This window comes from Salinimicrobium terrae DSM 17865 (assembly GCF_000424665.1).
Classification (GTDB): Bacteria; Bacteroidota; Bacteroidia; order Flavobacteriales; family Flavobacteriaceae; genus Salinimicrobium; species Salinimicrobium terrae.
The window spans coordinates 1-14,370 of record NZ_AUKI01000011.1 but is presented as its reverse complement, the minus strand read 5'-3'; the positions used below and the strand labels follow the sequence as shown (position 1 = coordinate 14,370).

15 protein-coding genes are annotated in these 14,370 nt (G+C 38.0%); 12 read left to right on the top strand and 3 right to left on the bottom strand.

Annotation, left to right across the window (positions count from 1 at the left end; all coding sequences use genetic code 11):
• Positions 1-89 precede the first annotated feature (89 nt).
• The 3 genes from H148_RS0102710 to H148_RS0102700 all read right to left on the bottom strand — a co-directional run bounded on the left by H148_RS0102710 (position 90) and on the right by H148_RS0102700 (position 1,872).
• Positions 90-986 (bottom strand): mechanosensitive ion channel family protein, encoded by an 897-nt coding sequence (locus tag H148_RS0102710; RefSeq protein WP_029033414.1) that lies wholly within the window; start codon positions 984-986, stop codon positions 90-92.
• Positions 987-991: 5 nt separating this feature from the next.
• Entirely contained in the window at positions 992-1,483 is a 492-nt protein-coding gene (locus tag H148_RS0102705; protein ID WP_029033413.1) for a Dps family protein, read from the bottom strand.
• A gap of 65 nt (positions 1,484-1,548) precedes the next feature.
• On the bottom strand, positions 1,549-1,872 hold the full coding sequence (locus tag H148_RS0102700; protein WP_029033412.1) for a hypothetical protein: 324 nt from the start codon (positions 1,870-1,872) through the stop codon (positions 1,549-1,551).
• 343 nt (positions 1,873-2,215) lie between these two features.
• On the opposite strand from H148_RS0102700, the gene H148_RS0102690 reads away from it, so the two are divergent.
• The 12 genes from H148_RS0102690 to H148_RS0102620 form a co-directional block, all read left to right on the top strand.
• On the top strand, positions 2,216-3,238 hold the full coding sequence (locus tag H148_RS0102690; protein WP_029033411.1) for a LacI family DNA-binding transcriptional regulator: 1,023 nt from the start codon (positions 2,216-2,218) through the stop codon (positions 3,236-3,238).
• Between the two features lie 76 nt (positions 3,239-3,314).
• Positions 3,315-4,322, top strand: coding sequence for an SDR family oxidoreductase (locus H148_RS0102685; protein ID WP_029033410.1), 1,008 nt, complete (start codon positions 3,315-3,317; stop codon positions 4,320-4,322).
• 50 nt (positions 4,323-4,372) lie between these two features.
• The gene (locus H148_RS0102680) at positions 4,373-5,032 is read left to right on the top strand and encodes a GNAT family N-acetyltransferase (RefSeq protein ID WP_169578539.1); all 660 of its coding nucleotides are present in this window, start codon (positions 4,373-4,375) and stop codon (positions 5,030-5,032) included.
• A gap of 12 nt (positions 5,033-5,044) precedes the next feature.
• Positions 5,045-6,319, top strand: coding sequence for a nucleotide sugar dehydrogenase (locus H148_RS0102675; RefSeq protein WP_029033408.1), 1,275 nt, complete (start codon positions 5,045-5,047; stop codon positions 6,317-6,319).
• 89 nt (positions 6,320-6,408) lie between these two features.
• Entirely contained in the window at positions 6,409-7,803 is a 1,395-nt protein-coding gene (locus H148_RS0102670; protein WP_029033407.1) for a nucleotide sugar dehydrogenase, read from the top strand.
• 308 nt (positions 7,804-8,111) lie between these two features.
• Complete coding sequence (cysQ, locus tag H148_RS0102660; RefSeq protein WP_029033406.1) at positions 8,112-8,912, top strand: 3'(2'),5'-bisphosphate nucleotidase CysQ; 801 nt, start codon at positions 8,112-8,114, stop codon at positions 8,910-8,912.
• The gene (locus tag H148_RS17105; protein WP_083961555.1) at positions 8,902-9,396 is read left to right on the top strand and encodes a DUF2061 domain-containing protein; all 495 of its coding nucleotides are present in this window, start codon (positions 8,902-8,904) and stop codon (positions 9,394-9,396) included. Before cysQ ends, H148_RS17105 begins: the two co-directional genes overlap by 11 nt.
• Positions 9,397-9,456: 60 nt before the next feature.
• Entirely contained in the window at positions 9,457-10,056 is a 600-nt protein-coding gene (gene cysC / locus H148_RS0102650) for an adenylyl-sulfate kinase (protein ID WP_029033405.1), read from the top strand.
• Positions 10,049-10,954, top strand: a complete 906-nt coding sequence (gene cysD / locus H148_RS0102645) for a sulfate adenylyltransferase subunit CysD (RefSeq protein ID WP_029033404.1) — start codon at positions 10,049-10,051, stop codon at positions 10,952-10,954. Before cysC ends, cysD begins: the two co-directional genes overlap by 8 nt.
• Before the next feature lie 9 nt (positions 10,955-10,963).
• On the top strand, positions 10,964-12,220 hold the full coding sequence (locus H148_RS0102640) for a sulfate adenylyltransferase subunit 1 (RefSeq protein WP_029033403.1): 1,257 nt from the start codon (positions 10,964-10,966) through the stop codon (positions 12,218-12,220).
• Positions 12,221-12,634: 414 nt separating this feature from the next.
• Positions 12,635-13,441 (top strand): sulfotransferase family protein, encoded by an 807-nt coding sequence (locus H148_RS0102630; RefSeq protein ID WP_156877192.1) that lies wholly within the window; start codon positions 12,635-12,637, stop codon positions 13,439-13,441.
• Between the two features lie 703 nt (positions 13,442-14,144).
• Positions 14,145-14,370 (top strand): transposase (locus tag H148_RS0102620; RefSeq protein WP_029033401.1); only part of this gene is annotated, 226 nt, incomplete at its 3' end.

Below are 14,370 nucleotides of genomic sequence, written 5' to 3'. Positions count from 1 at the left end.
AGGAAAATGGAGGTGATACCATTCTTCTTCAGAGGAAAAAATGAACTTCGAAGAACCTCTTGTTTTGCCCTTTTTAAAAGGAGAGTTTTTTATGCTTCCTCTTCAGAAGAAGGTTTCTGAATATTCAATTTGTTATTAAACTCAAGGGTGCGAATAGGGAATGGAATATTAACATCATGTTGATCGTACACCTTCTTAATGGCTATAATAGCAGAACTTCTGGCAAAAAGTATATCCCTGTTGTTCGTTGCTTCGGTCCAAAACCTCACAACAAAATTTATTGAGCTATCTCCGAATTCATTGTACATAAATTCAACTTCCTCATTTGCTCGCTGCGGGAAGAGTTCAGAAAGTGCCTGAATGGTTATTTCTCTTACCAGTTCAAGATTTGAATTATATGCTACTCCACAATTTACCATGATACGTGACCGGCTTGTACGGGAAAAATTTTTGAAGGGCGCATCAATTACCTGGGAATTTGGAATAACTACATAATTGTTATCGGCTTCTCTTATTACTATGCTTCTAAGATTTATCTCGACTACCCGACCGGCGTAATCACTATTCTCGATCCAGTCTCCAATTTGTAGTTCGGGTAGAAAACTGAGCAAAATTCCCGAAAAGGTATTGTTCAAAGTTCCCTGAAGAGCAAGACCCACGGCTAAACCAACCACCCCTGCACCGGCAAGAACAGATGTAAGGATCGTATTAAGATTTAAAAGCCCTAATGCTACAAAAAATCCTATTGCAATAACAACCACCTTCAGGATCTTAATGGTTATTTCACGAATAGAAGCCTGTTTAACTCTAAATCTTAATAGCTTATCGAGTAATTTGCCGAGGTATTTTGCGGCTAGGACAAAAATGATAAATACTAAAACCGCCAAAATGAAATTAGGCAAACCCAGGATCATTGAATCCAGCCATTCGCCTAATTTCTCCCAGATTCCTTCTACGGAATTCTGTATATCAAATTTTTCCGACATCTACTTTACACCGGCTTATGTTGTTCGGAAGTTTTCATTTTCCAGGCATCCAACATCCAACTGGTTTTTTCAAGCTCCCTGATGTAAGCCCCAATAAGATCAATTGTACCTTCATCGCCTCCTTTATCGGCCACTTCCACTACTTTACGCATTTGCTTTAAAATAGTTCCATGATCATCTAAAAGATTCTTGATCATTTGAGAATCTGAAAGATCTGATTTTGACTCGTTCAAATTAGATTTTTCCAAATACTCACTTAAATTACTTGTCGGTTGATATCTAAGGGTAAGTATACGCTCTGCGATTTCATCTATTTTTATTTTGGCGTCATCGTAAAGCTCTTCAAATTTTTCGTGAAGATCAAAAAAATTCTTTCCTATGACATTCCAGTGATAATTTCGGAGTTTTTGATAATATAAATGATAATCTGCTAATAGAACATTAAGTTCCTGAACTGTATTTGACGTCTCTTTGGCGTCTAAACCTAAGTAACTCATAGTTTTTATTTATGGTTTTATTAATTAGTATTCAAATATACAATAAGTATAATGTAAATGCAAATCTATTCTGAAGTAGGACGATTACTTTTAAGGTCAAGTTTTTTTAGTAATACCTCAGAAATTTGTCCGGAAGTATAGTTGTATCCATCCACAAGTACTCCTTTTCTTCCTGAAGAGGTAGTAATAGCATAAAGAGTGGCCTGGTCTCCCGGATTTGAAGGACCTTCAAAACGATAGACTTCATCTACCACAAAATCTTGAGAGAGAAACTCTTCTCTTTTTTCTTTCGATTTTAGTTCCTCATCCAGGAGGTTGAAATCTTCTTCATAGCCTTCTTCAGTCCTTAGCATATTCAGGGTCTGAGATAAAGTTCCTTTTTGTTTCATTATTGTCTTTTTTCGTTCAAGATTAAGTTACGTCCCCGAATTCATGTTTGCAAATAGGAGGGATTGTTTAGTAATTATTTAACGCAGCTACTTCTTATTATCTTTCCCGCCGAACTTAAAAAAGCCAAATGGTATTACTAAAAGAAAAAAGAAGTACCATCCGGTAATAAGACCCAAAATAGTTATAAGAGCTGCAATAATGTAAAACCAATAGCTGCTAAAAAATTTCATTTCTATTTTACTTTTATGATAATGTATAAAATTTTCGGGAAGTTTCAGGCTAAAAATGTTCCAATTAACGCGGCTTTACTACATTTGTGTTTAACCTCTTGATACTTTTCAAATGAAAACCAGAATTACCCTTAAGGAACTGGCGAAATTACTGAACGTTTCTGTATCTACAGTTTCAAAAGCTTTAAACGACAGCCCCGAAATTAGCCCTAAAACAATTGAAAGGGTTAAGGAGTTAGCGGCCCTTCATAAGTATCGACCTAATCCAACTGCCGTAAACTTAAAGAGTAGTAAAAGCGGAACAATTGGGGTTTTAATACCTAACATTGCGAATTCCTTTTTTGCAAAAGTTCTTTCGGGAATGGAGGAAAGGGCACAACGTGAGGGTTTACAGTTGATAACGTATATCTCCAACGAATCTCATGAACGGGAAAAACAAATAGCAGAAATGCTCACTGCAGGCTTTGTAGATGGAGTTTTAATTGCAATTGCTGAAGAAACACAAAGGAAGAAGGAATTTGACCACATTAAGAACATTATTCAATATGATATTCCGGTAGTGCTTTATGATCGTATAGATTTTGATATGCCGGTTGATAAAGTAGGGATTAATGATCGAAAAGTATTTTATGACGCGACCAAAGATCTACAAAAGAAGGGTCTGAGCAAGATTGGAATTGCTACTTCCATTCATCATATGGGGGTAGGCAAAGCAAGAATAGAAGGATATCGGGAAGCCTTGGGGGATAATCACACCTTTTACCTGGCTAATTCGGCTAAAAAAGAGAGTTTGAAAGAAAAGATATTGAAAATGTTACTTGAGGATAAAGTGGAAGCAGTTTTGGGTAGTGATTTTGATAGTACAATGCTCACTTACCGTTTGGCTTATGAAAACAATATACGAATTCCCGAAGATCTTAAAATTATAGGTTTTGTAAGGGGTGGAATGGCCAAGTATCTTACACCATCTCTAAGTTATGTAGACCAATCCCCACATAAGATTGGAGAGACAGCGATGGAGGTGCTTATAAACAGAATCAATAGAAAAAATACCGGTCCAAAGGAAAGAATAACAATTGCGACAGAAGTGGTGCATTACGAGTCCACCCAATTTCCGGAAAAGAAGCTTCTTTAAGAGGAAATTAGTAAAATCCTTCTTTGAAAATTTTACCTTTGACCGCAATCATAAGAGTTAAACCAAAAACTATTTAATGAACAGCAAACAGTTTGAATTGCTCAGTTCTTCAAAAGTATTAGTTACCGGCGGGGCCGGATTCATAGGTTCCAATCTTTGTGAAACCTTACTTGAATTAAATACTTCAGTAATTTGTCTTGACAATTTCGCTACCGGGAAGAGAGAAAATCTTTCAGCATTTCAGGACAATCCTAATTTCACCCTAATTGAAGGGGATATCCGGAATCTCGATGACTGTAAAAAAGCAGTAGAAGGAGCAGATTATGTGCTGCATGAGGCGGCCTTAGGATCTGTCCCTCGATCTATTAATGATCCTATTACCAGTAATAATGTAAACATTTCCGGATTTGTTAATATGTTAGTTGCTGCGAAAGATGCAGGTGTGAAAAGGTTTGTTTATGCAGCAAGTTCTTCTACTTACGGAGACTCTGAAGCGTTACCAAAAGTTGAAGACAAAATAGGAAAACCTTTATCACCATACGCCATAACCAAATACGTGAATGAATTATATGCAGATATTTTTTATTCTACTTATGGTCTGGATACCATTGGCCTTCGCTATTTTAATGTTTTCGGAAGAAAGCAAGATCCACATGGAGCATACGCAGCTGTTATCCCCAAATTCGTTATTCAGTTCATGAATCATGAAAGTCCGGTAATCAACGGCGACGGAACTTATTCCAGGGACTTTACTTATATAGATAATGTGATCCAAATGAATTTGCTGGCCTTGACCACAGAGAATAAGGAAGCGCTAAACGAAGTGTACAATACTGCAGTAGGGGACAGGACCAATTTAAAAGAACTTACACAGCTACTCAAAGAGTATCTTTCAGAATATGATCCTGAGATAGCTAATGTTGAAGTGAAATACGGGCCACCCCGGGCAGGTGATATTCCGCACTCTCTGGCCTCTGTTGAAAAGGCGAAAATGCTGTTGGGTTATAATCCCAAATACGGAATTGAGGCTGGATTAAAGGAGGCGGTGGAGTGGTATTATAAAAACCTAATCATTACAAAATGAATCAGTTTTATGATGTTTTGGAATGGGATTCCAATTTTTTTAAGTTTCCTGTGGCAAAACTTAAAAATAATTCCCTGTCCGAGAACATGGGTGAAAAGCTGGAAAATTTATATGATCAAAATATAGAATTAGGTTACTATACTTCAACCATAAAAATTTCTAAAGAAAAATTGCAAAGCAGGTTTTACCATCTTGAATTGGTTTCCACCAGGATTCCTATTGTAAAGGAGATGGTAAACAAAACAATTATTCATCCTAATATATCACTATATGAGGAGCAAGAGCCTTCTGAGGACTTAATTTCTCTGGCTTTATTGGCTGGACAGAATGGTAGGTTTGGGAATGATCCCAGAATTTCTAAGGAGGTATATAGAAAATTATTTGAGTGCTGGATAAGAAATTCAATAAAGAAAGTTATTGCAGATGAAGTTTTGGTTTACAAGGTAGATGAGGAAGTTGTAGGTTTTGCAACTATAAAAATTGACGGAAATACCGGTTATGCTCCTCTATTGGCGGTCAAAAGAAAATATGAAGGCAAGGGAGTGTCATTTGCAATTATGAGAGCTATTGAAACCCGTTTAATTGAAAATGAGTGTAAATATGTATTGAGTGGAACCCAGGAGATTAATAAAAAAGCATTAAGCACCTTTAAAAGGTATGGTTTGCAGCCTCAGCCTGCAGAATATATATATCATTTGTGGAGGAAATAAAAGAAATTAAATATGATTAAAATTGGCGTCATTGGTCTGGGATATGTAGGCCTGCCTTTAGCCAGATTGTTTGCGACTAAATATCCTGTAATTGGATTTGATATTAATAAAAGTCGAGTAGAGGAGCTCAGACAAGGCAAAGATACTACTCTGGAAGTTGAAAACGAGGTTTTACAAGAGGTGCTGTTAAAGACACCGTCATATGAAAACGGATTGTATTGTACTTATGAGTTGGAAGACATTAAGGATTGCAATTATTTTGTAATTACTGTACCCACCCCGGTGGATAAAAACAATCGCCCTGATTTAATTCCCCTTTATAAGAGTAGTGAGTCTGTAGGGAAGGTCCTGAAAAAAGGAGATATTGTGATTTATGAATCAACCGTCTTTCCAGGGGCAACCGAAGATGAATGTGTTCCAGTTTTAGAAAACGCCAGTGGCTTAGAATTTAATAAGGATTTTTTTGTAGGATATTCTCCGGAAAGAATCAATCCAGGGGATAAGGAGCACACAGTTGAGAAAATTTTAAAGGTTACAGCTGGCTCAACTCCCGAAATTGGTAAAAAGGTTGATGAGTTATATGCTTCAATTATTACTGCAGGCACCCACCTCGCTCCAACCATAAAAGTGGCAGAAGCAGCAAAGGTTATAGAGAATTCCCAGAGAGACATTAATATTGCCTTTGTCAATGAGCTTGCAAAGATCTTCAATATGATGGGAATAGATACTCAGGACGTATTAGAGGCAGCAGGAACAAAGTGGAATTTTTTACCTTTTAAACCAGGTCTTGTGGGAGGACATTGTATAGGAGTTGACCCTTATTATCTTGCCCAAAAAGCTCAGGAAATAGGATATCATCCCGAAATTATTTTGGCTGGTCGCCGAATGAATGATTCCATGGGAAATTATGTAGCCTCGGAAGTAATAAAACTTATGCTCCAGAATGACCAGAAAGTAAAAGGAGCAAATGTTTTAATTCTTGGGGTTACTTTTAAAGAAAATTGTCCAGATGTACGTAATACAAAGGTTGTAGATGTAATAAAAAATTTGAAGGAATATGGAACTCACATAACTATATATGATCCTCTTGCCAATCCTGAGGAAGTTCAGCATGAATATGGATTGTCCACCACCAGAAAACTTCCTGAAGGTAAGTTTGAAGCAGTGGTACTGGCAGTTGCTCATAAACAGTTTTTGGACCTTGACTTTGACCAATTTAAAAATGGGCAAACAGTGATTTATGATGTGAAGGGGGTTTTGGGGGATAAATGTGATAAGAAGCTTTAATAGGTAATGTAAATTTGTGAACTGGTATAATACGGGTACTTTCGAATCTTCTAAAATTTGGAAATATACAAGAGTGAAATTAAAAGAAAATGAAAATTAAAAATATTTGCTGTATTGGCGCTGGTTATGTTGGCGGTCCTACGATGGCGGTAATCGCACAGAAATGTCCGGAGATTAAGGTTACGGTTGTAGATATTAACGAGAATAGAATTAAAAAATGGAATGATCCCGATGTAGAGAAAATTCCTATCTACGAGCCTGGTCTTTCCGATATTGTGAAGGAAACGAGAGGAAAGAACTTATTTTTTTCAACAGACGTGGATCAAGCCATTGAAAAAGCAGACATGATCTTTATTTCGGTTAACACGCCAACTAAGACCTACGGAATTGGAAAAGGTATGGCGGCCGATCTTAAATACATAGAATTATGTGCCCGACAAATAGCAAGAGTTGCAAAAGATGATAAGATCGTAATTGAGAAATCAACTTTACCGGTAAGAACTGCTGCTGCTTTAAAAAATATCCTCGACAACACGGGAAATGGTGTCAAATACCAGATTCTTTCCAACCCAGAATTCCTGGCCGAAGGCACTGCTGTAGAGGATCTATTAAATCCTGACAGGGTATTAATTGGAGGGGACATAGAAACAGAAAATGGAATGGAAGCTGTAAATGCCTTAGTGGATATTTATGCAACCTGGATACCTAAGGAAAATATCCTTACTACAAATGTATGGTCCTCTGAATTATCGAAATTGACAGCAAATGCCTTTCTAGCACAAAGAGTTTCCAGCATTAATGCCATGTCTCAACTTTGTGAGGTAACCGGGGCCGATGTGGATGAAGTAGCTCGTGCTGTGGGAAAGGATTCCAGAATAGGATCAAAATTTTTAAAATCATCGGTTGGATTTGGTGGCTCATGCTTTCAAAAAGATATTTTAAATTTAGTTTATATTTCGAGATCTTTTGGATTAAACGAAGTAGCAGACTATTGGGAGCAGGTGATTATTATGAATGATCATCAAAAAAGGCGTTTTGCGGCCAATATGGTACAGACTATGTTTAACACAGTGGCAGGTAAAAAGATAGCTATTTTAGGATGGGCTTTTAAAAAAGATACTAATGACACCCGTGAATCGGCAGCAATATATGTCGCTGATTACTTATTAAACGAGCAGGCAGAGATAGAGGTGTATGATCCAAAGGTAACAGAAGAACAGATTTACTCTGACCTAGATTACCTGGGAAGCCGAAGTGGTGATGTCAATCGACAGGCGGTAACGGTCGTGGATTCAGCATTGGTTGCTTGTGAAGATGCTCATGCCGTTGCAATTCTTACAGAGTGGGATGAGTTTGTAAATTTAGATTGGAAGAAAATCTATGATAAAATGTACAAACCTGCCTTCCTATTTGATGGTAGAAGATTACTAAACTCAAAAACTAAAAAAGAAATAGGTTTTGATTTTTATGCTATAGGGAATTAATTAACAAGATAAAATTTGAAGATGAATTGATGTTCTCCGAGAATGGTGATTTTACATCCATAGTAAGAATTAAAATCATTGTCTCTTACTTTTTTTGAAGAAATACCCAATGATTAGAGAAAATTTTCTTAAAAAGAGATTTTGTGTTTTTTCACTAGTCAGGTGTTTTTTATTATTAACAATATAAATTCTATAGAATGCATCAATATAACATTGGATTTTTCACAGTTCTTTAAGACAGATGGTTGTGCTTTTTTGCTAGCATCGGCCTACCTTTGCAGACTAAGGATTTATTTTAATAATGAAATTTGGAAGAAAATTTACATATAGCTCTTAAGGGAGCAATTGCCGCCGGAAAAAAGATTATGCAAATCTATGAGCAGGATGAATTGGTTGTTGACTCCAAAGAAGACCATTCCCCCCTGACAATTGCAGACACAAAAGCTAATGAAATCATTAATAATTATTTAATTCCTACAGGAATTCCGATTATAAGTGAAGAAAATAAACAAATCGATTTCAGTATAAGAAAGGAGTGGGTTGAATGTTGGATTGTGGATCCTTTGGATGGAACAAAGGAATTTATAAAAAGAAATGGAGAATTTACTGTAAATATTTCACTTGTTATTGAAGGAAAGACGAAGCTGGGGGTGATTTTTGCCCCTGCACTTGATATTATTTATTTCGCAGATGTTGAAAAAAGAAAAGCTTATAAATCTACTGTAAATCACGATTATGGAGTTCATGACGTAATTAGAAATGCACAGGAGATAAAAGCTTCTAAAAATGAAAATTTAATTAGAGTTGTGGGTAGCCGTTCCCATATGAATGAAGACACTCGAACCTATATTGAAACGTTAACAAGCCGCTATAACAAAAAGATCGAAGTGGTTTCGAAAGGAAGTTCCTTAAAGTTTTGTTTGATAGCCGAAGGTGAAGCACAGATTTATCCTCGCTTTGCACCTACAATGGAATGGGATACAGCCGCAGGGCAAGCCATATGTGAAGCCGTTGGGTTGACTTGTATTTCCAGAGATACGGGTAAATCAATGATTTACAACCGGAAAAATCTTCTGAACGGACATTTTTTAGTTTCCAATGAAGGATAGTTCCCATAAAAGGCATATTGCCAAAGCTATCACCTGGAGGATCATTGGAACTATTGACACTATATTGCTGTCATGGTTTATATCGGGCAGTCCTTATACAGGTCTAAAAATAGGTTTGGCAGAGGTGATTACAAAGATGATCTTTTATTACTTCCATGAAAGATTATGGTTTAAAGTTAAGCTTGGTGTAAAAAAGAATGGAGATGACAGTAAAAAAAGACACCTTGCCAAGACTATATCGTGGAGAGTCGTAGGGACTTTAGATACAATGCTATTGGCCTGGATAATAACCGGTAATCCTGTGACAGGAGTTCAAATAGGAATAGCAGAAGTTGTTACTAAAATGATCCTATACTACCTGCACGAACGGACCTGGTATAAGATTGATTACGGGTTACCGGGCCGCAGAAGTAAAGGTAAAGCAGTAACGGAAACGAAAGATGAAAATGAGCAGCTAATAATAGAAAATGAACAAAAGCAATAGCTAATCAAATGTGTAATTAAAAAGATTTGAATAAATAGAAATTAACGAATTACGAAATTCATGTCCCCAAATATTACTAAACACGAATATCAAATTTCACGAGAGGAACGTAACCGTAAAAATCAACACAATTCTTTTGTAATTTGGTTCACGGGGCTTTCCGGATCAGGAAAATCTACTATTGCAAATCATCTGGAACAGGTTCTCTTCAGCAATGGAATCAAAACCTATTCTCTTGACGGAGATAATATTCGAAGTGGTCTTAATGGTGGATTGACCTTTTCACTTGAAGATCGGAAGGAGAATAATAGAAGGATAGCCGAAGTGGCTAAACTTTTCATGGATGCGGGAGTAGTTACTATAACTGCTTTTATTTCTCCTTTAAGGGAGGATAGGCAGGAAGCAAAGCAAATAATTGGAAAAGAAAATTTTATTGAGATTTTTATAAATACTCCAATTTCGGTTTGTGAAGAAAGAGATGCCAAAGGACTTTATAAGAAAGCCAGAGCCGGCGAGATTAAAAACTTTACCGGTATCAGCTCCCCATATGAACCGCCCATAAATCCGGCAATAGAGATAAAAACCCAACAGATGTCGGTAGAAGAGTCTGTAGAAAAAATCACGGAATATTTAAAGGAAAAATTGGTGTACAATGAGTAAATACTATTTGAACTACCTGGACGAACTGGAATCTGAAGCAATTTATATATTGAGAGAGGTATGGGCCCAATTTGAAAATCCTGTAATTCTTTTTTCCGGGGGTAAAGACTCCATACTCGTTACCCATTTAGCCAGAAAAGCTTTTTTTCCTGCTAAAATTCCCTTTGCATTGATGCACGTGGATACAGGTCACAATTTTCCAGAAACAATAAATTTTAGGGATGATCTTGTTAAGGAATTGGGAGTAAAACTAATCGTGGGCTCTGTCCAGGAATCCATAGACAACGGGAGAGTTGCAGAGGAAAAAGGAAAAAATGCAACAAGAAACGCACTTCAAATTACCACTCTTTTAGATGCTATTGAATCTAACAAAATCGATTGTGCTATAGGGGGAGGCAGAAGAGATGAAGAAAAAGCAAGGGCTAAAGAACGTTTTTTTTCACATCGAAACGATTTTGGTGAATGGGATCCCAAGAATCAAAGACCAGAATTATGGAACTTGTTGAACGGAAAACATTTTGAAGGAGAGCATTTTAGAGCTTTTCCAATTAGCAACTGGACAGAAATGGATGTTTGGAATTATATCAAACGTGAAAATATTAGCATTCCTTCTTTATATCTGGCACACGAGCGGGAAGTGGTTTATAGGAACAATTCCTGGATCCCGGTTTCAGAGTTTCTGAAATTAGAAGAAGGTGAGAAGGTAGAAAATAAAAAGATTCGTTTTAGAACTCTGGGAGATATAACTATAACCGGGGGAATAGAATCTGATGCCGATACGCTTGAAAAAATTGTGCAGGAAGTTTCTGCTATGCGGAAAACAGAAAGAGGAGATCGCTCAGACGACAAGCGAAGTGAAACAGCAATGGAAGACAGGAAAAAGCAAGGATATTTTTAGAAAGTCGATATGGAAATAGATAACAATCAATTATTAAGGTTCACAACAGCAGGAAGTGTTGATGATGGAAAATCTACATTAATAGGCCGACTTTTATATGACTCTAAATCTATATTTGAGGACCAGCTGGAATCGGTTAGTAAAACCAGTGCAAAGAAGGGACATAATGGAGTAGATCTTGCCTTATTTACTGATGGTTTGAAAGATGAACGCGAACAAGGAATTACAATAGATGTAGCTTACCGTTACTTTACTACACCTAAACGTAAATTTATAATAGCGGATACCCCTGGTCACATACAGTACACCAGGAACATGGTGACTGGTGCATCTACCGCGAATGCAGCGGTGATTTTAATTGATGCACGTCATGGGGTGATTGAGCAAACAAAACGTCATTCTTTTATAGCGTCTTTACTCAATATCCCACATTTGATCGTGTGTATTAATAAAATGGATCTTGTTGATTTTTCCGAAGAAGTTTATAGCAAGATTGTTGGACAATTTGAAGAATTTTCTTCTAAACTGTTGATGAAGGATGTTCGATTCATACCTATTAGCGCATTGTTAGGAGATAATGTAGTTAACAGGTCCGAAAGCATGGAATGGTATCAGAATGGAACCTTACTTAGTACCCTGGAAAACCTTCACATTAGCAGTGATATCAATAAAATTGATGCACGATTCCCGGTGCAGACAGTACTACGTCCACAAAGTGAAGAAAACAGAGACTATAGAGGCTATGCTGGAAGAATTGCCAGTGGAATCTATAGGGTAGGAGATGAAATTACCATATTACCCTCAGGGTTTACTTCAAAAATCAAATCTATAAATGCAGGTGATCAGGAAGTGGAGGAAGCATATGCACCCATGTCCATTGCCATGACTTTAGAGGATGACATAGACATTAGTCGTGGGGATATGATTGTGAAGAAAAATAACCAGCCGGGACTTGAACAGGAATTTGATGTAATGCTATGCTGGCTCAACAATGATCCTGCCCAGGCTAGAGGGAAATATACAATAGTTCACTCTTCAAATGAACAAAGGGCTATAATTAAAAATATAGTCTATAAAATAAACATCAACACATTTGAACGAAACACAGAGGACAAGAAAATTGAAATGAATGACATAGCTCGCATTACCATTCGGACTAACCGTCCTTTAATGTTAGATCCCTACCGGGAAAATCGTAATACCGGTGGTTTGATCCTCATTGATGAAGGAACAAATGAAACCGTAGCTGCCGGAATGGTAGTATGACATTAAATACTTAGCTGATAAGGCACGAGTTCCTTTATAGAAAATTGGGAAGTTAAGTTGATAATAATGTTGGATCCTTGAATATTCCCGAATACTGCTGCAATGTGCACTGGTGAACGTTCTTACTTAGTTCTCAGGTCTATGGGAATAGCGAAGGAGTTTATTTTCCACTTAAGATGATTTCTTATCCTCTTGTAAATGTCTATGCCGCTATAAAGAATGGGGTCAATATTTGAAGAATGGTACAAGAAGATAATTCTTTTTCAAGACCTTCTTAGAAATTATTGCCCTCCCCGTTTCAACCCGGGCACTTCTGAAAAAAAATCCGCCCTTCTTACTTCCTCTAATTTAGAAACAATTTTTTTTTAGTTACCTTTGCACCCGTTAAAAATAATAAAGCTTGTTCTTCTGCACATGACAAAAATCGAAATGGATACGAGACCTGACTTTCTGGTGGTAGGTTCTACCAAGGCTGGAACGACGACGCTCCAGCGTTACCTCGGGATGCACCCGGAAATCTACATGCACCCTCGTGACTTGCACTTCTTCAGTGTTGACAATCGGTATCGTAGAGGGTCAGATTGGTACCGCGCACAGTTTTCGGAGGGTGCTGCCTATACGGCTGTGGGTGAGAAATCGCCGACCTACTCCTGGGATGAGAGAGCTCCTGACCGCATCTACGACTATGATCGAGATGTGAAGCTGGTTTGGATCCTGCGTGAGCCTATCGCGCGGGCACATTCTCATTACTGGCAAATGGTGTGGAGTGGGGGAGAGTATATGAGCTTTGAACAATGCTTCTACCATAAGCGACACTGCATCCAGCGCAGCGTGTACGCCGATCAGGTGGAGCGGTACCTGGCTTTATGGCCAGCCGAGCAGATGTACTTCCTTACGTTCGAGAACATGATTAGCGATCCGCTTGCTACCATGAACGGGTTGTTCGACTTCCTAGGTGTGCCTTCGCGGGATGCGCTGCGGGACGAGGTCCATGCACGGAAGGCTACGGAGTATCCGCGCTACCCCTGGATAAATTACCCCTTCGTTGTAACTGGGTCGCATGGGCGTGTGGCTCAGGCGATACGTTCCCGTGCTCTGCGCCTCACCACCACCCGGAAAAAAACAAAGGTTGATCCGGGGTTGCGAGCCGAGATGGAGGCGTTTTTCGCGCCGCACAACCAGCGTCTGAACGAGCTCGTGGGCGTTACCTACAGATACTGATCTGACGTACTTTCGACGATTCATGCTGGTAAGCGGCATTTCCACTATGCACTTTTTTTCGGCAATAAAAAAAGTAATTATAGAACTGGATCCGCTGAAGACTTCAGATGAAAGGAAAGCTCAACTAAGATCGCTGATAGAATTCATAGAGGCAAAGATCTCAAAAAAGCAGGAAATCAGCATCCATTTTTATTAATACTCACAATTTTCGCAGAAGTCACCTGGCTCAGGTGGGGGCACAGACTCTGGCTCGCAAGCAATTCAGCACAGGCAATTAATAAATCAATGCAATCCAGGCTCAGCTTCAGACATTTCTCTATACGTTTTTCTCCTATATTCTGATCTACACAGATTTTCGTAGCTGTTACACCGTCATAACAGTTGTCAATTACATTGGTATATTCTGAACTTAATTATTTCATGTTACGTCTTTTCGAAAAAAGGTTTTCGTCAAACAAAGAATGTTTTAAATCGTTTTTCAATAGGTTAAAATCTCCTTAATAAGTTTGTTCTTCCTCTTCCATTGCGCTTTTGGTTTCCCGTAAGACTGGCGAAGAAGAGCAAGTCGACAATGTCGAAATTGTTTCTAAAGTATAGGACTTTTGATAGTTTGTCAAAAAAACGGTAAGTTCACCAGACATTGTGTAAGCTTCCCTTAAAACCGAACTGTTTAAAAGTAGAATAATTCTTAATTTTAAACAGTATGAAAAAAAGTAAATTTTCTCCACAGCAGATCTCTAAGATCCTCAAAGAATTCGATAACGGTAAAACAGCTGCCGAGATCAGTCGTGAATATGGTGTAAGCACCGCTGCTTTTTACAAATGGCGAGAGCGTTTTAGCGGAATGAATGGTAAAGAGCTTAAGCGACTCAAAGAACTTGAGGAAGAGAATCGTCGACTCAAGCAAATGTATGCCACCCTTTCTCTAG

What these genes read in the sequence shown, in the direction of transcription:
- H148_RS0102675 (WP_029033408.1), top strand. Translation starts at nt 5,045, where the DNA reads ATGATTAAAATTGGCGTCATTGGTCTGGGATATGTAGGCCTGCCTTTA.
- H148_RS0102710 (WP_029033414.1), bottom strand. Translation starts at nt 986, where the DNA reads ATGTCGGAAAAATTTGATATACAGAATTCCGTAGAAGGAATCTGGGAG.
- H148_RS0102705 (WP_029033413.1), bottom strand. Translation starts at nt 1,483, where the DNA reads ATGAGTTACTTAGGTTTAGACGCCAAAGAGACGTCAAATACAGTTCAG.
- H148_RS17105 (WP_083961555.1), top strand. Translation starts at nt 8,902, where the DNA reads ATGAAGGATAGTTCCCATAAAAGGCATATTGCCAAAGCTATCACCTGG.
- H148_RS0102670 (WP_029033407.1), top strand. Translation starts at nt 6,409, where the DNA reads ATGAAAATTAAAAATATTTGCTGTATTGGCGCTGGTTATGTTGGCGGT.
- cysC (WP_029033405.1), top strand. Translation starts at nt 9,457, where the DNA reads ATGTCCCCAAATATTACTAAACACGAATATCAAATTTCACGAGAGGAA.
- H148_RS0102700 (WP_029033412.1), bottom strand. Translation starts at nt 1,872, where the DNA reads ATGAAACAAAAAGGAACTTTATCTCAGACCCTGAATATGCTAAGGACT.
- H148_RS0102690 (WP_029033411.1), top strand. Translation starts at nt 2,216, where the DNA reads ATGAAAACCAGAATTACCCTTAAGGAACTGGCGAAATTACTGAACGTT.
- H148_RS0102640 (WP_029033403.1), top strand. Translation starts at nt 10,964, where the DNA reads ATGGAAATAGATAACAATCAATTATTAAGGTTCACAACAGCAGGAAGT.
- H148_RS0102630 (WP_156877192.1), top strand. Translation starts at nt 12,635, where the DNA reads ATGACAAAAATCGAAATGGATACGAGACCTGACTTTCTGGTGGTAGGT.
- cysD (WP_029033404.1), top strand. Translation starts at nt 10,049, where the DNA reads ATGAGTAAATACTATTTGAACTACCTGGACGAACTGGAATCTGAAGCA.
- H148_RS0102685 (WP_029033410.1), top strand. Translation starts at nt 3,315, where the DNA reads ATGAACAGCAAACAGTTTGAATTGCTCAGTTCTTCAAAAGTATTAGTT.